This is a genomic window from Hominilimicola fabiformis, from assembly GCF_020687385.1.
Classification (GTDB): Bacteria; Bacillota; Clostridia; order UBA1381; family UBA1381; genus Hominilimicola; species Hominilimicola fabiformis.
Genome location: NZ_JAJEQM010000001.1, coordinates 98,279 through 116,098, shown reverse-complemented (window position 1 = coordinate 116,098; position 17,820 = coordinate 98,279). Strand labels below are relative to the sequence as shown.

The 17,820-nt window shown below is 36.4% G+C and carries 22 protein-coding genes; all 22 read left to right on the top strand.

Annotated elements, in window-relative coordinates:
- Positions 1 to 15 precede the first annotated feature (15 nt).
- Positions 16 to 999 (top strand): helix-turn-helix transcriptional regulator, encoded by a 984-nt coding sequence (locus LKE05_RS00530; protein ID WP_161209626.1) that lies wholly within the window; start codon positions 16 to 18, stop codon positions 997 to 999.
- A 31-nt stretch (positions 1,000 to 1,030) separates the two neighbouring features.
- Entirely contained in the window at positions 1,031 to 2,146 is a 1,116-nt protein-coding gene (locus LKE05_RS00525) for a PDDEXK nuclease domain-containing protein (protein WP_161209624.1), read from the top strand.
- On the top strand, positions 2,133 to 2,342 hold the full coding sequence (locus LKE05_RS00520) for a hypothetical protein (protein WP_117819732.1): 210 nt from the start codon (positions 2,133 to 2,135) through the stop codon (positions 2,340 to 2,342). The genes LKE05_RS00525 and LKE05_RS00520 overlap by 14 nt, the downstream gene beginning before the upstream one ends.
- 188 nt (positions 2,343 to 2,530) lie before the next feature.
- Positions 2,531 to 2,947 carry a YjdF family protein gene (locus LKE05_RS00515; protein WP_161209622.1) on the top strand — a complete coding sequence of 139 codons (417 nt, stop codon included), beginning with the start codon at positions 2,531 to 2,533 and terminating at the stop codon, positions 2,945 to 2,947.
- Positions 2,948 to 3,109: 162 nt separating this feature from the next.
- Positions 3,110 to 3,709: a transcriptional repressor LexA gene (gene lexA, locus LKE05_RS00510; RefSeq protein ID WP_002587849.1), complete on the top strand. Its 600-nt coding sequence runs from the start codon at positions 3,110 to 3,112 to the stop codon at positions 3,707 to 3,709.
- Between the two features lie 130 nt (positions 3,710 to 3,839).
- A complete protein-coding gene (locus tag LKE05_RS00505) occupies positions 3,840 to 4,565 on the top strand; it encodes an ImmA/IrrE family metallo-endopeptidase (protein ID WP_008789352.1) in 726 nt (241 codons plus the stop codon).
- Positions 4,562 to 4,810, top strand: a complete 249-nt coding sequence (locus LKE05_RS00500; protein WP_002594701.1) for a hypothetical protein — start codon at positions 4,562 to 4,564, stop codon at positions 4,808 to 4,810. The genes LKE05_RS00505 and LKE05_RS00500 overlap by 4 nt, the downstream gene beginning before the upstream one ends.
- A gap of 310 nt (positions 4,811 to 5,120) precedes the next feature.
- On the top strand, positions 5,121 to 5,708 hold the full coding sequence (locus LKE05_RS00495; RefSeq protein WP_161209620.1) for a sigma-70 family RNA polymerase sigma factor: 588 nt from the start codon (positions 5,121 to 5,123) through the stop codon (positions 5,706 to 5,708).
- 105 nt (positions 5,709 to 5,813) lie between these two features.
- Positions 5,814 to 6,380, top strand: coding sequence for a type II toxin-antitoxin system PemK/MazF family toxin (locus LKE05_RS00490; RefSeq protein ID WP_161209618.1), 567 nt, complete (start codon positions 5,814 to 5,816; stop codon positions 6,378 to 6,380).
- A complete protein-coding gene (locus tag LKE05_RS00485; RefSeq protein ID WP_002594704.1) occupies positions 6,367 to 6,573 on the top strand; it encodes an excisionase in 207 nt (68 codons plus the stop codon). Before LKE05_RS00490 ends, LKE05_RS00485 begins: the two co-directional genes overlap by 14 nt.
- Before the next feature lie 98 nt (positions 6,574 to 6,671).
- Positions 6,672 to 6,899 (top strand): excisionase, encoded by a 228-nt coding sequence (locus LKE05_RS00480; protein ID WP_002594705.1) that lies wholly within the window; start codon positions 6,672 to 6,674, stop codon positions 6,897 to 6,899.
- Positions 6,865 to 7,146, top strand: coding sequence for an excisionase (locus LKE05_RS00475; RefSeq protein ID WP_023920548.1), 282 nt, complete (start codon positions 6,865 to 6,867; stop codon positions 7,144 to 7,146). The genes LKE05_RS00480 and LKE05_RS00475 overlap by 35 nt, the downstream gene beginning before the upstream one ends.
- 9 nt (positions 7,147 to 7,155) lie before the next feature.
- Positions 7,156 to 8,385 (top strand): site-specific integrase, encoded by a 1,230-nt coding sequence (locus LKE05_RS00470; protein WP_173723418.1) that lies wholly within the window; start codon positions 7,156 to 7,158, stop codon positions 8,383 to 8,385.
- 920 nt (positions 8,386 to 9,305) lie between these two features.
- Complete coding sequence (locus LKE05_RS00465) at positions 9,306 to 9,827, top strand: hypothetical protein (protein WP_308455657.1); 522 nt, start codon at positions 9,306 to 9,308, stop codon at positions 9,825 to 9,827.
- A 52-nt stretch (positions 9,828 to 9,879) separates the two neighbouring features.
- The gene (locus tag LKE05_RS00460) at positions 9,880 to 10,557 is read left to right on the top strand and encodes an S-layer homology domain-containing protein (protein WP_308455656.1); all 678 of its coding nucleotides are present in this window, start codon (positions 9,880 to 9,882) and stop codon (positions 10,555 to 10,557) included.
- Between the two features lie 503 nt (positions 10,558 to 11,060).
- Positions 11,061 to 11,687 carry a hypothetical protein gene (locus LKE05_RS00455; RefSeq protein WP_308455655.1) on the top strand — a complete coding sequence of 209 codons (627 nt, stop codon included), beginning with the start codon at positions 11,061 to 11,063 and terminating at the stop codon, positions 11,685 to 11,687.
- 134 nt (positions 11,688 to 11,821) lie between these two features.
- Positions 11,822 to 12,544, top strand: a complete 723-nt coding sequence (locus LKE05_RS00450; RefSeq protein ID WP_308455654.1) for an S-layer homology domain-containing protein — start codon at positions 11,822 to 11,824, stop codon at positions 12,542 to 12,544.
- Between the two features lie 80 nt (positions 12,545 to 12,624).
- A complete protein-coding gene (locus LKE05_RS00445) occupies positions 12,625 to 13,293 on the top strand; it encodes an S-layer homology domain-containing protein (RefSeq protein ID WP_308455653.1) in 669 nt (222 codons plus the stop codon).
- A gap of 194 nt (positions 13,294 to 13,487) precedes the next feature.
- Positions 13,488 to 15,491 (top strand): leucine-rich repeat protein, encoded by a 2,004-nt coding sequence (locus LKE05_RS00440; protein WP_308455652.1) that lies wholly within the window; start codon positions 13,488 to 13,490, stop codon positions 15,489 to 15,491.
- A gap of 98 nt (positions 15,492 to 15,589) precedes the next feature.
- Positions 15,590 to 16,174, top strand: a complete 585-nt coding sequence (locus LKE05_RS00435) for an L-2-amino-thiazoline-4-carboxylic acid hydrolase (RefSeq protein ID WP_308455651.1) — start codon at positions 15,590 to 15,592, stop codon at positions 16,172 to 16,174.
- Positions 16,175 to 16,393: 219 nt separating this feature from the next.
- On the top strand, positions 16,394 to 17,053 hold the full coding sequence (locus LKE05_RS00430; RefSeq protein ID WP_308455650.1) for a hypothetical protein: 660 nt from the start codon (positions 16,394 to 16,396) through the stop codon (positions 17,051 to 17,053).
- Between the two features lie 22 nt (positions 17,054 to 17,075).
- Positions 17,076 to 17,813, top strand: coding sequence for a sigma-70 family RNA polymerase sigma factor (locus LKE05_RS00425; protein WP_022229684.1), 738 nt, complete (start codon positions 17,076 to 17,078; stop codon positions 17,811 to 17,813).
- The last annotated feature ends 7 nt before the right edge of the window (positions 17,814 to 17,820 follow it).

Sequence of the window (17,820 nt, the reverse complement as noted above, 5' to 3'; positions counted from 1 at the left end):
TAGAAAGGACGGGCTATGGAAACAAAGCCAAGAATTTTATATTTACAAAAGATTTTACTGGAAAGAACCGATGAAGAAAATCCTCTTTCCACAACACAGTTAATCAATATATTGAATGATGAATACGGAATATCTGCACATAGAACTACTGTTACGAAAGATATTGCTGCACTTCAGGAGTTTGGAATGGATATTGTTACTATCCATTCTACTCAGAGCAAATACTTTGTAGCCAGTCGTAAGTTTGAATTGCCGGAACTGAAATTGCTGATAGACGCAGTAGAGTCATCAAAGTTCATTACAAAGAAGAAAAGCGAAACTTTGATTGAGAAGATACATACGATGACCAGTCCAGGGCAGGCATCGAAGCTGAAGCGTAATAACTATGTGGTCAATCGTATTAAGCCGGATAATGAACAGATATATTATATCATTGACGCTATAAATGACGCCATCAATGCAGGTAAGCAGATTTCTTTTCAGTATTATGATTATACCGGATTAAAGAAAAAGGTTCTGAAGAATAAGGGCGAAGTGTATAAGTTCAGTCCGTATAAACTTCTCTGGTGTGGGGACTATTATTATGTTCTCGGATATTCTGAGAAGAAAAGCAAGGTTATCAATTTCAGGGTAGACCGTATTGCTTCCAAGCCGGAAATATTGGATAAAGATATTATTCCTATGCCTGATGATTTTGATATTGAGAATTACACAAAGGAAGTGTTTTTTATGTTCTCAGGCGAGAAAGTTCTTGTGGATTTACGGTGTGATAACAGTCTGATGAAAACAATGGTTGACCGTTTCGGAGAAAATGTGACAACTCTTGCGTATGATATGACGTCTTTCAGGGTACAGACCGAAGTATCAGCCAGTCCTACCTTTTTCGGTTGGGTATTTGGCTTCAATGGCAAGGTACAGATACTTGCACCGGAAAGTGTGAAAGAACAGTACAGACAGATGATTGCAAAAGCTGATGAGAATATGCAGGAAAGCGAATAATTTGAAAATGAAATCCAAAGGAGCGATGGCTATGGAGAATAAATTAGAAAAAATCGGTCAAAATAATTTTATGGATAATTTTGTTAAAACCGATGACATTTTAAAGGATATGTGTGGGATTATAGAATCTTCACAAAAAGCTGCATATCGGGCGGTCAATACAACGCTGATACAGAGAAATTGGCTCCTTGGTTATAGAATCGCAAGTGAAGAATTGCAGGGCGAGGACAGGGCAAAATATGGTGCTGAAATTATAAAAAAGTTAGCAAAAGAATTATCGGCTGAATACGGAAAAGGTTATACAAAGTCGAATCTATATAGCTTTTATTCTTTCTATAAGACCTATCCTGAAATTTTCCAGACACCGTCTGGAAAATCTGTTGGGCTACTGTCTTGGTCGCATTATGCAACATTATTACAGGTTAAAGATAAGGCAGCTCGTGACTGGTATGAGAAAGAAGCCACAGAACAGACTTGGAGTGTCCGTACTTTGCAGAGGAATATTTCTTCTCAGTATTATTACCGTATGCTGGGGACTCAGAAAAAAGAGCTTGTAGAAAGTGAAATGAAGGAACTGACTGCACCGTATCAGAATGATAAGTTGGAGTTCATCAAAAATCCGGTAGTTGCGGAGTTCTTAGGATTTTCGCAGAATACAGATTTTACAGAGAGTGACCTTGAGAAAAGTATCCTTTCCAATTTGCAGAAATTCTTGATGGAGCTTGGAAAGGGATATGCTTTTGTGGCAAGACAGCAGCATATTCATACGGAGAAGCAGGACTATTATATCGACCTTGTGTTTTACAATTACATACTGAAATGCTTTGTCCTTATAGACCTGAAAACAGAGAAGATAACACATCAAGATGTAGGACAGATGGATATGTATATCCGTATGTATGATGAACTGAAACGCAGCGAGGGTGATAATCCAACAATCGGTATTGTTCTTTGCTCCGATACAGATGATGATATTGCCCGTTATTCTGTTATGCACGGCAATGAACAATTATTTGCTTCCAAGTATAAATTATACCTGCCGACAAAAGAAGAACTGAAAGCGGAGATTGAAACTCAAAAGGCAATGTTCTATCTTCAACAGCAGGACAATGAAGAAAAGGAAAACGAACAGAATGAGCAAATATAATTCGCTATGGGAATATGTGAGAGATAATGGTAATTCATCTTTAAAGATGACATTTGAGCAAATTCAACAGATTGCAGGAATACCAATCGACCATTCTTTTTTGAAGTATAAAAAAGAGCTTACGGAATATGGGTATAAGGTCGAGAAAATATCTATGAAAGGACAAACTGTTATCTTTAGTAAGATTGATTTATAACTACAAAATAATAAATAGATATATTGTGTGGTAATACACTTTATATAATTGCAGGATAAAAACGCAATGCACATCGTATGATGTGTTAGAGCTGGTAGGTAGCCCAGCCGTCTGAAAAAATATTCAGGTAAGTAACCTGCCCTCCGGGTTGTCCGTTCTTGCAAAATACATTTTAGGAGGGTTTCGTTATGGACAAAAGTATCGGAAAGCTGACAGTGTATTTTGATGACCCATTTTGGGTTGGTGTATTTGAGCATATAGAAGATGAAAAATTATTTGTATGCAAGATTACATTTGGAGCAGAACCAAAAGATTATGAAATATTGGAATTTGTTCTGAAATATTACAGTCAGCTCAAATTCAGTCCGGCTGTTGATGTGACGGTCAGAAAGGAAACGACAAATCCAAAACGAATACAAAGGGAAGCACGAAAGCAGACCGCTGAGTATGGTATTGGAACGAAGTCGCAACAAGCCTTGCAACTGCAAAGAGAAGAACATAAACTGATGAGGAAAACAATCAGTAAAGAGAAACGAGAAGCAGAAAAGCAACGCAGATATGACTTGAAACAACAGAAACGAAAGGAAAAGCATAGGGGCAGATAATGCCCCTATCTCTTTTGGAAAGTAGCATATGATTGAGGTGTTAGCAAATTGCGACACCTCTTTTCTTTTGCGAAAAACCTACTTGAAAAATTTTTCGTATTAGGTATAATAAAACTATCGAAAGCAGAGTGCTTCCGATAGAAAAGAAAGCGAGGTGCAGGTATGAGAAGCAAGAGTCCTGAACTTATGAGTGAGATAAAAAAGTATATCGAGGATTATTACCTGCAAAACAGACAATCCCCATCAACTACAAAGATTGCTGAAGCTGTTGGAATTGCCAGAGGTACAGCATACAAATACTTGGTAGAGATGGCTGAGAAGAATATGATTGAGTACGACGGGCAGGAGATTCGCACCAATGTGACCCGTAAGTACAGTGGCGAACAGACACAGACACCGATTGTAGGTTCTATTCCTTGTGGCAGTCCTCAGTATGAGGAAGAAAATATTGAAGAATATGTATCACTTCCTACTGCTATTTTCGGCAAAGGAGATTTCTTTATATTAAGAGCAAGCGGTCAGTCTATGATTGAAGCAGGGATTGATGACGGCGACCTTGTGGTTGTCAAAAAGCAGGTAGAAGCCAATGAGGGCGATATAGTAGTTGCCCTTGTGGATAATCAGAATACATTGAAACGCTACTTCCGAGATGATGAGAATAAGAAAATCATTCTCCACCCGGAAAATAAGAAGATGAAAGACATCATTGTAGATGAGTGCTGCATTCAGGGTGTGGCTTGTCACATCATCAAAGAACTATAACAGAGGACAGACGAATGAGAACACTTGAAGGAATTCGCTATCTAATCAATTTGGATAGTGCGGAAATACAACAGAACTTTGCCGGAGGAGTTGCACCGCCGGACAAGGTGGAGTCGGAGGTGGACACAACTTGAGTATTTATATGTCAAGAGCCGAGTTGGAAGAAATCAGCGAAGGCTTGATAACAGCTTATGCTAATAAGTTTAGCAATCGAGTGATTCAATCCATCGACATAGAACATTTCATTACAGAATTTCTTATGTTACGAATTGAATACGCTTCTTTCGCAGAAGATGATGCAGGCAGGATTGGTTTTCTGGCAGATGGAGCAACACCACTGCTGGTACATCAGGACGGAAAAATTATTCCCTTTGTTTTCCCGAAAGATACCATCGTACTTGATAAATTTCTTCTTGCTGAAAAGGAGCAGGGACGTCGCAGGTTTACAATGGCACACGAAGCGTCACATCATATCTTGAGTAAGATGTATGCAATGCCGAGTGAAGGACGCTTTCATGCAGAGTATGACAGTGAGCGTAGTTATTCCAAAGAGGAACTGGCTCAGATGTTTGCGTCTGTTGAGTGGCAGGCAGATACAATGGGAGCTTCGCTTCTTATGCCGAGAAGAATTATTGAAAATGCCTTGGCGAAATATAATCAGTCAAATCCGATAAAAGTTTATGGCGATAATACCATTACTTCAAAGGATAAAGCAGTTATCCGCAGAATGGCAGCTTATATCGGAGTATCTTATACAGCCTTGGTTATCAGATTGAGAGATATGGGACTATTTGAGTATCACAATATCCTTGAGTACATTTCCAATGAGTTAAATCTGGGAGGTGTTTCACAATGAGGTTACAGACTCAGGTAGCACCTGAAATACAAAAGAGATTGCTTCTGTCAAGAGTAGAAGCAGAAAGTCTGAAAGAGCGTGATATTCTCTGCCCGACTTGCGGGTTCAGGATACAAAGAGTATTTTCAGACGCAACCGGACATTTGAGTGTGAAGTGTCAGAAATGCAAGAATGTCCACATCTTAAATCTCGCTTACTTCCGCAGAATCCGTAGGAATGGATATGGCAGGAATTGCAGGCGATGAAGATTACAAGTAAATATCGAAACGATTTCTAATCGAGTAAGCGGAGATAAGCAATTTATTTGCTAAACTACCAAGCACCGTACGAAGCCGGATAAGTGAAGAATAGAAGTATTCTTTGCTGTCCAGATTCGACGGTGCTTTTTTGTTGCTGTTTTATTCGATTATGCTTCGTGCAGTATTAGGTCTTTTCCCTTACTTGGGAAAGGACTTTTATGTTTTATAACGTATGGCAGTGCCAGATAGCTGAGTACCCGTAATCTCCGAATTTTGAAACTTATCAATTTTTCAAAATTCAAAGGAGATTACGAAAATGAAAAACAAACTTACATTAACAGAACAAGAAGAATTATTTGTAAAGGATTGTAAACTGATAAATCTTAAATACGAATATAACGGTTATATCGGAGCTGAAAGATGGGCGATTATTACGGAATTATCGGTAAAAGAGCTTTGGGAGAAGTATCCCCTTGTTATAGAAAGATATTCTCCGTTTGTTCATCTTTCCATTGCACAGGGAGAGGTAATTGACGATGCAAACCGAAATGAGGACAAGTATGCAAAAAGAAGCAGTCGCACACTTGACTGCTATGGATATGACGATGAAATGTCCTCACAGTTCCATAAAGAACTTGCTATTATGTTTGACGACCCGTTTGAAAGAGCAGAGGAAGAAAGGCTTGAACTGGAAAGAGAAGAATTGCGTCAGTGTGAAATCAGGAAAGCAAGGATAGCACTTTCAATGTTGCAGCCACTTCAAAGGGAACGCCTTATGAAGAATGTGTGCTGCGGTCTGAGTTCCAGAGCGATTGCAAAGCAGGAGGGCGTATATTACAGCTCCGTAGATAAGTCTATTGCTGCGGCAAAGAAAAACTTTATCAAATTTTATGAAAATCTCTGATTTTGGGTGTGCATTTCATACCCCTTTGTCCAAATGAGTGAAGGGGTTATTTCATTCCGGATACGAATGACACTTTAAAAATTTGATTCTTGTGAGGTTATGTATATGAAAGAAAAAATGATTTGTCGTGGGGATTTATTCTACTATGACTTTGGAGATAACAGTGGTTCAGTACAAAGCGGAGAGCGTCCGGTGCTTGTCGTTCAGGCAGACGATTATAACCAGAATGCCCCAACGATTATTGTTGCAGCGGTTACAAGTGTAATCAAGAAAAGATATTTGCCATCGCACATTATTCTTGGCGAGGAGTTTGGGCTGAAGAAACCGACAATGGTTCTTCTGGAGCAGATACGGACAGTCAATAGAGAGGATTTGCGTGAATACATAGGTACGGTAGATGACGATAAACTTTTCAGGCAGATAAACGCAACTTTGAAAAAGACTTTTGGACTTTGGGTTTACAAGCCGGAGGGGAAAGAAAATATTCGCTGCCTATGCCCGAAGTGCCTGAATGATTACATCCACAATCCGGACTATATTGTAAGGCGACTTGACCCATTTGCAAAGCGAAAAGACAGATGTGATAAGTGTGATGGAGATGGTTGGGATTATGTTGTTACCGACAGATATTCATCAAAGAAAGAAAAGAGGGGAAGCAATGACAGAAAATAAAATCATTATTCCTATCTGGAAGAAGTCCAATCTTACAGTAGAAGAAGCCGCAGCTTATTGTGGTATTGGCTCAAGAAAATTAAGAGAAATGTCCGACTCGGAGTTTTGCCCTTTTGTTCTTTGGAATGGAAGTAAGCGACTGATTAAAAGAAGAAAACTGGACGAATATCTTGATAATGCGTATTCGATATAGCTGATTTGTAAAATGTGCGATGGGTCGGTTCGCATAATAGGCTCATCGCCATTTTTTAATTATCATAAGGGTAGAAAAAACAAGGAGGTGCTTCCGTAATGGCAGATACAGAAAAGATTATCCGAAAAAAATATGATGTGCCGATATGGCATAAGTCTAATTTGACGATTGATGAAGCAGTTGAATATTCTGGCATAGGTAGAGAAAGACTGAGAAAACTAACAAGCCAAGAAGAATGCCCATTTGTTCTTCATATAGGAAATCGTCGAATGATTAAGAGGAGGATTTTTGATGAATACATTGAAAAACTTACTTTCCTTGAATGATGATGAACGCTTACTTGCCGAAGTAAGAACATATCAGGAAAAACTCATAAGCAATGCTGAAGAACCGATATGGGAAAGAAAGTGGCTGACAATCGAAGAAGCCGCAGCATATTCCGGTATAGGAAGAACGAAGTTGCGTGAGTTGTCTAATCAAGCAGGTTGTCCCTTTGCAATATGGATAGGCAATAAAATCCATATTGTGAGGGAACGACTGGACAAATATATAGATAAGCAGTTTAGAATTTAGGAGGACACAATGGCGACAAAAAGAAAAGATAAATCAAGGGTTGTTCTGAAAACCGGAGAGGTTCAGAGAAAAGACGGTACTTATCAATTTAGCTGGCAGGACAGCCAGATGAAAAGAAGATTTGTTTACGCAAGAACTTTAGATGACCTGAGAGAAAAAGAAAAGCGTATTCAGAAAGATAAATGTGATGGTATTAAGACCGAAGCACGATACACAACCATTGATGAATTATTTGACCTTTGGGCAAATATGAAAAGAGGGCTGAAGAATAATACCTTTGAAAATTACAAATATATGTACAATACCTTTGTGCGACCAGTGATTGGAAGTAAAAGAATATCAACGCTGAAGAAATCAGATATTAAGAAATACTACAATTATCTTGTTGATGAAAGAAATTTGAAGCCTTCAACGATTGATAATATACATACGGTTCTTCATCAGGTTTTACAGATTGCTGTCGATGATGACTTTATCAGAAATAACCCGTCAGATAATGTGTTGAGAGAATTGAAAAAAGCACATTGTTTTCAGTCGGAAAAGCGTAGAGCGTTGACGAAACCGGAGCAGGAGCTATTTCTGAATTTCCTGAAAACCCACCCTGTATATGAACATTGGTATCCGGTCTTTGCAGTAATGATAGGAACTGGACTTCGTGTGGGGGAAGTAACTGGATTGAGATGGTGTGATATTGATATGGAAAGTGGAATGATTGATGTTAATCATACTCTTGTATATTATGACCACAGAACCGAGGGAAGTAAAAGTGGCTGTTATTTCAATGTAAATACAACGAAGACTCCGGCGAGTATGAGGCAGGTTCCAATGCTCGGTTTTGTGAAAGAAGCATTTGAACATGAGAAACAGAAGCAGGAAGATTTAGGACTTCATTGCGAGGTCACGATTGACGGATATACAGATTTTATTTTCATCAATCGTTTTGGTCAGGCACAGCACCAAGCCACACTCAACAAAGCAATACGAAGAATTATCCGTGATTGCAATGATGAGCAGTTTTTGCACAGTGATGAACCTGATGTATTACTTCCTCATTTTAGCTGTCACTCACTTAGACATACATTTACAACAAGAATGTGTGAAGCTGGAGTAAATATAAAGGTCATTCAAGATGCACTCGGACATTCAGATATTTCAACTACACTGAACATCTATGCTGATGTTACAAAAGAAATGAAAGCGGCAGAGTTCAAAGGATTGGATAGCTACTTCGTAGTATAATATTGGACTTCACATACAGAAAGAGAACATACAGAGTGTTGTGTGTTCTTTTTTCTTGTTCTGAAGCAGGAAAAGATAAGGCAGCGTTACTTTGATGTGGATTGACATTGTAAATAAGAGAAGTTATAATTTCTTGTATATGAATATGCTCTTGCATATACTACTATCGCCCTACATCATTTACATCATATTTTACATCATTTGCCCGCAAAGTGACTCAAAGTAGAGCAAAAATATGAAGTATGGGGGATAATTGGAATATGGAGAATTTAATAGTATTAACACCAGCTTGGTCGAGTATGAAAGAACCACAAAAAGGGTCCCTACAATGAAACCGTTGGATAAGTAAAAATTAAAACATCATTGTTTATAGAAATATAGGCAATGATGTTTTTTTATTTAAAATATGCCATTTCCAATATTTGCTACCAAGTTTCCGGAATAAGCTACCACTTAGTCGGGAAATGTTGACATTCTCAAAAATTTTATATAAAATTCAGTTGTAATCACAGAAATATATTTTCAACTTTTCTCTGATTATTACTAAACAAAATGTTATTAAAGATTTAAAATAAATATTTATGTTGATAATCATTATTCATATCATCAGTTTAGTGAGCTTATCACAAAGATTTATTCTAAGATTTTATATGATATAAGAAAAATTAATTCAATGTAAAATTTATTTATACATTACGATAACATTAAAACAAATATAATACAGATTTTATTTTGAAAACAAAATAAAGAGATACCAATAATCTTAATTCTTTGCCGGGTAGCATGAGTTAAAAATAATTGAGTACCTCTTATACATAAAATTATATAACAATTTATTTTTGTTTGTCAAGTCATGTATAAGAGCTTTATTTTGTTGCATAAATACTTCAGTGTTATAAAAATTAAAGGAAGTTTTTATTATGAATCTAAGAAAAATTGTTACAATGGGAATGGCAACTCTAATGGCAGTATCAGCAATGAGCTTGAGTGCATTTGCGGCAGAGGACGAAAATATTAATTTCTACAACAGTGTACAAGTACTAACATTTAACTCAGAAACCGGTAGCTTCGATAGCAGTTATGAACCAGCATCACAAATTGCACCTATGACATTACCTAATTATACATTTACATTTAACCAAACAATAACTACATCGGGAAGTTATCTAAAAAATTTAGATACAGGTGATGACTCATATCTTATCACCGACGATGATACTATAATTTTAAGATTAGATAAGAAACCGGCAAAAACTTTAAGGTTACAAGTCTGCAAAAGAGATGGTTCAATTTTAGGTCCAACCGGTGATATAAAAACATCTCAAACAGTTTTTAAAATGAGTGGACTAAATAAATATTATAACTCAATCGGCACTTGTAAAATACATTTGAAAACTTTATCCGGTTCAGCAACAATATCCGGCACTTTAAGTGAAGATTAATCATATTTACTTATAATATTTCAAGATTAAATTAAGAAATGAGGACAAAAAAATGAGTGCAAAGACTAATTTAGCAACATTACTCATCGCTGCAACAGCAATAACATCAAATTCCGCAGCTCTTGCAAATGATTTGACCGACAATATCATTAATGATTTATACAACTTTAAAATTATAGCTGATAAATCAGATATACGACCAAATAATAATATTACAAGAGCAGAAGCTGTTAAAATGATATGTATTGCGGAAGGAAATGACGTATTTGACAATGACACAACAGATACTCAAATTTTCTACGATGTTCCTACAAGTCATTGGGCTGCAAAATATATAGAAATTGCTGTTGATGACAGCATAATAAGCGGATATGAAGACAATACATTTAAACCCGAACAGTATGTAACATATCAGGAATTGCATAGAATGATAGTTTCTTCTTTAGGATATAATCTTTATGCAGAACAAGCAGGTGGTTACCCGAAAGGTTATATTACTTATTCAAATGCTCTTGAAATAAGCAAAAATATGAGTTTGGACAATTCTGCTTTTGCTACCCGTGGTGACGCAATGCAAATGATTTATAATTCACTTGATGCTCCTATTATGGAAGTAAGAGAGAATGTTGAAATCGACGGAACAGTTGAAACTGTAGTAATGATTTATGATGGGAAATCAAATCCATTCATATCGTTTAGAAAAATTTTGAGTGGTGAAGTGGAATATTAATATATTTGCTACCAAGTTTCCGGATTAAGCTACCACTTAGTCGAAAAATGTTGACATTCTCAAAAATTTTATATAAAATTCAGTTGTAATCACAGAAATATATTTTCAACTTTTCTATGATTATTACTAAACAAAATGTTATTAAAGATTTAAAATAAATATTTGTGTTGATAATCATTATTCATATCATCAGTTTAGTGAGCTTATCACAAAGAGATATTCTAAAATTTTACATGATACAAGAAAAATTAATTCAATGTAAAATTTATTTATACATTACGATAACATTAAAAAAAATATAATACTGATTTTATTTTCAAAATAAAATAAAGAGATACCAATAATCTTAATTCTTTGCCGGGTAGCATGAGTTAAAAATAATTGAGTACCTCTTATGCATAAAATTATATAACAATTTATCTTTATTTGTCAAGTCATGTATAAGAGCTTTATTTTGTTGCATAAATACTTCAGTGTTATAAAAATGAAAGGAAGTTTTTATTATGAAACTAAGAAAAATTGTTACAATGGGAATGGCAACTCTAATGGCAGTATCAGCAATGAGCTTGAGTGCGTTTGCATGTGAAAATCCTGAAGATGCAATAATCTCTGTTTTAGCTCCTGATGGCGAGAACAGACTTTATCTTTCACAAGAAGATATTGACAACGGAATTACTACAGTCACAGGATACCAAGGTATAGAAGTTACAGCAAATCCTGACAACAAAATTGAAATTTTCAATTCTACTGTAACACCACGCATATTATCTTCTACTTATTTTAAAGGAACAAATATTCCTACATCATCAAAAAGTATTGAAGATGGTTCTTATAGCGGTACATTTTCAGTTCCTGCTAAAAGCCAAAGATTTTCTACGTATTTAATGTTAAATCGTTCTAATACAAAAGTACTAATGGAAGTAGAACCTAATACCAACTTTAATAAAAAAGTAGAATTTTCTTTATGTTCTAAAGAAGTTTCAACAAGCCCACTTATTACAATAGAACCTAATGCAAATGACCAAGCAATTTCAGTCAGTGGTATTGCTAAGAATAGTCATTTATATGCTTATATAGATAATAATTTGTCATCAGTCGCAGAAGGTACATTATCATTTATAGGATATTAATATCCTATAATATAAAGGTAGTGTAAAGTGAATTGTGAAAACAATGACTCATCACAAGTGTATAGACACTTAGGTTTTTTGAAGAAGCTCATAAAAACACTTTACACTACCAAAAAAAATTGGAGGAAATTAAAATGAAAAAACAGATTTTAACTATTATATCATTAATTCTTACAATCGGAATGATTCTACCAACAGCGAATGCAGAAGAAACAAGTACATATTCAGACTATGTTGTAGAGGGACAATCGACTTATGCGGATTCATTCGGTCTAATGAAAGGATATGACGACGGAACATTCAAACCTGACAACAATATGACACGTGCAGAATTTACATCAGCATTAATGAGAGCGGCTGTAATTGCCAATCCCGATGCACAACTCGCAGAAATCAATTTTTCTGATATAGACAAGTCGTATTGGGCATATGATGATATTGCTAAAGCAGTTTCGATAGGTTTTATAAGTGGTTATGATGACGGAACATTTCGTCCAGCGGACAACGTCACATACAAGCAAGCAATAACAATGATATTTAACGTGCTTGGATATAAGCCTGTTGCGGATTTATATGGCGGATATCCGCACGCATATATGTCATTGGGTTATTACAATAGGTTCTTCAAATCTTCAACAGATAACAGAAACGGCAATATTGAAATGAACGAAACAAAGGAAAAGACGGCGATTACGCGAAGAGATGCTATGGATATGCTTGGAGGTATGTTATTTACACCAATATGCGTTGTAACGGATTACAAAACTGCATTTGACGGCAGTAATGAGCCGATTTATGAAATAGGTGGAAATGGCACCGTTAAACAAACATTATTTACAATAAAAAATGCTAAATAGCAGCAAGATTACAAATATTCCTATATAAAATTTGCTTATAGTACGGTATATTAATAAATAATAAAAAGGTTGTGATTATGATGAAAAAAACGTTTCTTATTGCACTGTCAATTTTGACATTAACAAGTTCCTTAAATGCTTTTGCAAGCACGCTTGACGACAATGTTATTGAAGATTTAGAAAAATTTCATATTGTTGAAAAGAGCGACGATTTACGGCTTAACGATCACATAACAAGAGCAGAAGTAGTAAAAATGGTTTCTGTCGCCACGGGAAATTACGACATAGACCACGTTGGCACAGATCAAATCTTTTCCGATGTACCGCCTACTCATTGGGTTGTAAAATATGTACGAACTGCATGGGATAGCTATATTATATCTGGATATGAAGATAATACATTTCGTCCCGAAAACAACATCACATATAACGAATTACAAAAGATAATTGTATCCGCCCTCGGATACACTCAATACGCAGAAATGCAAGGCGGATATCCGGACGGATATTTGACATATTCAGAAAAATACAACATAATGAACAACGTTGACACATCAGATTCAAACGCATATGTAACACGCAAAGATGCAATGCAAATGATATACAATTCATTAGATGCACCTTTATTGGTTTATATGCGAACAAATTATCTCGAAGATGGCTCAATAACCTACGTCTATGAATGGCGTGACGGTGAGCATCGCCAATTTGAATCATTAAGAATGCGCTTAGATGAAGAATTTTCATAATTAACAATCTTATACTGCAAATCAAAAGTCGAATTTACTAATCCTAATTCGACTTTTTTGTTTTTCCAATAATTGCTACCAAGTTTCCGGAATAAGCTACCACTTAGTCGGGAAATGTTGACATTGCAAACATTTCTATATAAAATCCGATTATAACCTTAATGTTATCAAAAATTAAAAAGGAGCATATTAATATGAAAGCTATAAGAAAAATAATTGCGGCATTAGTTGCATTATCGGCTTGTATGTCATACACATTCGCTCTTGCCGACAATGTAAATACAAATTATTCCGACTCGGCATATCAGACTGTATCCACAGTTGCTGACAGTGGAAAATGTGGCGACAATTTAAAATGGGAGCTTGACACAAACGGCACAATTACTATTTCAGGCACAGGTGAAATGAGTGAATATGCGTTTCAAACATCGCAACATCAATTCACCGCAGAAGAAAACGAGCAATATATGCAAGAACTTGAAAATCACAAATTCCCTTGGTTTGAAAAGAACAGTCCTGAATTAATAACAAACATTATAATCGAAGACGGTGTTGAAAGTATAAGCGATATGGCATTCTACGGCACTTCAATCAAATCAATCAGTTTGCCGAACAGTGTAAAAAAGATCGGAAAATCTTCTATTGCAAACTGTGCCGAGCTTGAAAAAATAACCCTTTCGGACAATATCTCAGAAATTCCGACAGGTGCATTCAATTCCGATTACAAACTTACATCAATAGAATTGCCGACAAAATTAACTTCAATCGGTGCATCGGCATTTTTAAACTGCGAGTCATTGGAAAGTATCGACATTCCCGACACTGTAACTGAAATTGGTGACAGAGCATTCGCAAATTCAGGATTGCGAATGCTTGTAATTCCAAGCGGTGTGACCGCGGTTAATTACGACCTTTGTAATGAAAACCATAACCTAAACGAAGTTGTATTTTCTCCGAACACAAAGTCTGTTGAAATGACCGCCTTTTCGGGTTGTTCAAACTTAAAAAATATAGATTTGCCTGACGGATTGGAGAAAATAGGCAAAATGGCTTTCCTATCCTCCGTCAACGCACGCATATATATACCTCAAAGTGTAACTGACATTGAAAAAAAGGCATTTAACGACAATGCCGTTATATACGGTTATGCAAATTCGGCGGCAGAAGAATTTGCAAAGAATAATGATATTAAATTCGTTGCAGTCAACAGCCACGATGAATATCTTTCATTACTTACATATTCCGACACGGACAATTCCAGCTACAAATCAGCGATTGATGAATTATCGCAATTAGGAATTATCAACGGTTTTGAGGACGGCACTTTCAAACCACAGGACAATGTAACCCGTGCACAAGCCGCAACTATGTTCGCGACAGCTTTAGGCTATTCGGACACAAAATACCAAAACATCGCAACAGATAAAGCAGTTTTTTCTGATTTCTTAATGAGCCATTGGGCGTACAAATATGCCGACTACGTAATGAAAAGTGCCGATATATCAAGCGGTGAAACCAACTGTATTTTAAACGGTTTTGAGGACGGCACTTTCAGACCGGACAACAATGTTACAATTATACAGCTTTTGAAAATGGCAATATGTTCGTTGGGCGAAGACGGATATATGGCAGAGGCTGTCGAAAACGGCGGTTATCCGAACGGTTACAATACGGTAGCGGAAAAATACGGTTTCAGCAAAGGTATTGCAGTTGATGCCATCAATCAGCCTGCCACACGCGAACAAACCGCTCAAATAATTTCAAACACAATAAATATGCCGATTAAACGTTTTGGAGCAATCAATTCAATAACGGCAGACCACAAAACAGAGTCCGAAAAATTCTTAGTAACATACGACGGCAGTAAAGAATATTATCCGCTTACAACATTAAAAACTATGTTGCAAACAAACGATTGGGGCAATCAGACGGCTTATGCAACTAAATCCCCTCTTGAAAATTCTGAAGAATTTTACGCATACGCAACAATCAAAAATATATCACAGTCGAAAATATCTGTTAAACCCGAGGGACTTTTAATCAACACAGACGGCAGTGTATATTCGTCTGAAGATACTTTTGAGGCTGAAAGCAACGGAATAACTCTTGACGAAAACACTACTTACTATTTGTATTTCAAGAAAATCAATAACGTATGGATATTGGATAATTACGCGATTTTTAATCAATTTAATTAATCCCGAGCCGAATTTGCTTTGACAAATTCGGCTTTTGTTATCTTGACAGTTATGATACAATAAAATTAACAATCGGATTTTAAAGAGGTATTATAGCTATGAAAATAAAACAGCAAAAGCAAATAAAAACGTTTTTAATCGAAGAATTTGGGAAAGACAGAGGCAGTGCGTTATTTGATGAGCAAGAAAAAGCACTCAACACAATTATCAAAAACACAAAAAACAAATCAAAAAATCAGATGAAAACGCTTATTAGCACAATCCTCCCCCGCATTGCACTGTACAAGGTTTTGTCAAAAAGCGGTTTTACGGAAGATGTCGTATACAAGCATATGCGAAAATATATGCTTGATATAGTTGCGGCAAAAAAGCACTCATCTACGGCGAAAATGGAGTTGATACCGGGATTTTATGCACTTTACAGCAACATAACTCTTAAAATTATGCGTAAAACCGACTTACAGGAAAGCGAACAAACTCACGGCAAGAATTACTTTAATCTTACCATTAAAAAGTGCCTTTGGCACACCGCTTGCGTAGAAAACGGCTGTGCGGAGTTGTGCCGTCTGTTTTGCGATGTTGACAACGTTACATACGGCGGTCTGAAAAAAATAGGCTTTACTCGCACCAAAACCTTGGGTTACGGCGGAGATTGCTGTGAATTTCATTTTTTCAAAAAATAGTTTTGACTATTTGTCCCCCCTTTGAGAAAGGACATCCACTTTCTCAAAGGGCTTTTTTGATTATTTTCCTCAATTTCGTAAAGTAAACTCTATTTCCAAGAAAAAGCCTTGAATTTAATAGTGCAGTTATGATATAATAGGACTGATAGCTTTTTAGACGCAGTTATTGTATGCGTCAAAGCACACAAATTATAAACCAACCATAAAGGAGGAATCCGAATGGCAGAAAAATACGGTGAAGTACCACCGAAGTTCACAAAAAAATGGTGGGAATATTTTTGGGATTACTACAAATGGCACGTTATAATTACGGTTGTAGCTGTTCTTATTGCGTCCGTAACCATTGTACAATGTGCGACACGTCCGAAATACGATATGAATGTTGTTTACGCGGGACATATGAATTATTCCGAAGAAGAAATTAACAAGCTTAAAGAAATAATTTCCGAACGTATAAGCGACATTGACGGAAACGGCGAAAATTCAGCACTTCTAAGCACACTCGTTTTTGCGGACAATGCAGGCAGCGAAGAATACGACTATGCTATTCAAACAAAGCTCGACTTAACGTTTACGGACGACTGTTCATTTATTTATCTTATGGACAAAGCTAATGTAGACGCTCAAATGCAAAAAGAAGTTGTAGACCAAATTTATGACTGCACTGACAGTTTTATAGACTCGTCTTCCGACAAAGTCGTTAAAGCCGCTGACGGCAAAGGTTATGCGGTAAATCTAAAAGACAGCCGGCTTTTAAAAGACAACGGTATTTACTGTGACGATCTATACATTCTTATTCGCCGCAACTACAAAGATGACGAAAAAAATACTCAGGCACACGATGACTCAATCGCCGTTGCCGAGGCACTTGTAAAATAAATCACACGAAGGAGGGTTTTTATTGGCAGTCGTCAAACCCGAAATTAAAACAACAGAATATGAAATGTTTTCTCGATACAGAGAAACAGGCGACATCGCCCTTCGTGACGAAATCGTTTCTTCTTACATATATATAGCCGAAATTCTTTCACGTAAATTTATCAACCGCGGTGTTGAATATGACGATATATTTCAAGTCGCATGTATGGGAATTTTATATGCGGTTGAGCGTTTTGACCCTGACAAAGGCGTTAAATTCGCCACATATGCAACCCCTACGGTGATGGGCGAAATACGCAAGTATTTCAGAGATAAAGGCAACTTTATCCGTATTCCGAGACGTCTTTATGAAATATTCTACAAAGCGGAAAAAATCAAGCGTGTTTCAAGCGAAATTTCGCAAGAGGAAATTGCAAGAATACTCAACATTCCCGAAAAACTGCTTGAGAATGTCTACGAAGTAGGTGATACATCATTTATAAAGTCACTTGAATACGAGGCATATGCAGACGGTGAATTGAATTTCTCAAACCTTATCGGCATTGAGGACAGCAATTTTCTTATGATAGAGGACAAGGATTTTATTAAATATTGTATGAGTCGGCTTTCCGCCGATGAACGCAAATTTATTGAATATCGTTACTATGACGAAAAAAGTCAAAAGGAAATTTCAGAAATAATGGGTATTTCTCAAATGCAGGTGTCGCGAATGGAAAAACGCACTTTGAAAAAATTGAGAAATCTTTATTTTAGAGATTAATTTTAGG

Excerpts from the sequence above, each read along its gene's own strand:
- lexA (WP_002587849.1), top strand. The coding sequence starts at position 3,110 with ATGAGAAGCAAGAGTCCTGAACTTATGAGTGAGATAAAAAAGTATATC.
- LKE05_RS00475 (WP_023920548.1), top strand. The coding sequence starts at position 6,865 with ATGAATACATTGAAAAACTTACTTTCCTTGAATGATGATGAACGCTTA.
- LKE05_RS00525 (WP_161209624.1), top strand. The coding sequence starts at position 1,031 with ATGGAGAATAAATTAGAAAAAATCGGTCAAAATAATTTTATGGATAAT.
- LKE05_RS00450 (WP_308455654.1), top strand. The coding sequence starts at position 11,822 with ATGAAAAAACAGATTTTAACTATTATATCATTAATTCTTACAATCGGA.
- LKE05_RS00470 (WP_173723418.1), top strand. The coding sequence starts at position 7,156 with ATGGCGACAAAAAGAAAAGATAAATCAAGGGTTGTTCTGAAAACCGGA.
- LKE05_RS00440 (WP_308455652.1), top strand. The coding sequence starts at position 13,488 with ATGAAAGCTATAAGAAAAATAATTGCGGCATTAGTTGCATTATCGGCT.
- LKE05_RS00445 (WP_308455653.1), top strand. The coding sequence starts at position 12,625 with ATGAAAAAAACGTTTCTTATTGCACTGTCAATTTTGACATTAACAAGT.
- LKE05_RS00490 (WP_161209618.1), top strand. The coding sequence starts at position 5,814 with ATGAAAGAAAAAATGATTTGTCGTGGGGATTTATTCTACTATGACTTT.
- LKE05_RS00480 (WP_002594705.1), top strand. The coding sequence starts at position 6,672 with ATGGCAGATACAGAAAAGATTATCCGAAAAAAATATGATGTGCCGATA.
- LKE05_RS00520 (WP_117819732.1), top strand. The coding sequence starts at position 2,133 with ATGAGCAAATATAATTCGCTATGGGAATATGTGAGAGATAATGGTAAT.
- LKE05_RS00430 (WP_308455650.1), top strand. The coding sequence starts at position 16,394 with ATGGCAGAAAAATACGGTGAAGTACCACCGAAGTTCACAAAAAAATGG.
- LKE05_RS00485 (WP_002594704.1), top strand. The coding sequence starts at position 6,367 with ATGACAGAAAATAAAATCATTATTCCTATCTGGAAGAAGTCCAATCTT.
- LKE05_RS00460 (WP_308455656.1), top strand. The coding sequence starts at position 9,880 with ATGAGTGCAAAGACTAATTTAGCAACATTACTCATCGCTGCAACAGCA.
- LKE05_RS00500 (WP_002594701.1), top strand. The coding sequence starts at position 4,562 with ATGAGGTTACAGACTCAGGTAGCACCTGAAATACAAAAGAGATTGCTT.
- LKE05_RS00435 (WP_308455651.1), top strand. The coding sequence starts at position 15,590 with ATGAAAATAAAACAGCAAAAGCAAATAAAAACGTTTTTAATCGAAGAA.
- LKE05_RS00465 (WP_308455657.1), top strand. The coding sequence starts at position 9,306 with ATGAATCTAAGAAAAATTGTTACAATGGGAATGGCAACTCTAATGGCA.
- LKE05_RS00495 (WP_161209620.1), top strand. The coding sequence starts at position 5,121 with ATGAAAAACAAACTTACATTAACAGAACAAGAAGAATTATTTGTAAAG.
- LKE05_RS00455 (WP_308455655.1), top strand. The coding sequence starts at position 11,061 with ATGAAACTAAGAAAAATTGTTACAATGGGAATGGCAACTCTAATGGCA.
- LKE05_RS00530 (WP_161209626.1), top strand. The coding sequence starts at position 16 with ATGGAAACAAAGCCAAGAATTTTATATTTACAAAAGATTTTACTGGAA.
- LKE05_RS00515 (WP_161209622.1), top strand. The coding sequence starts at position 2,531 with ATGGACAAAAGTATCGGAAAGCTGACAGTGTATTTTGATGACCCATTT.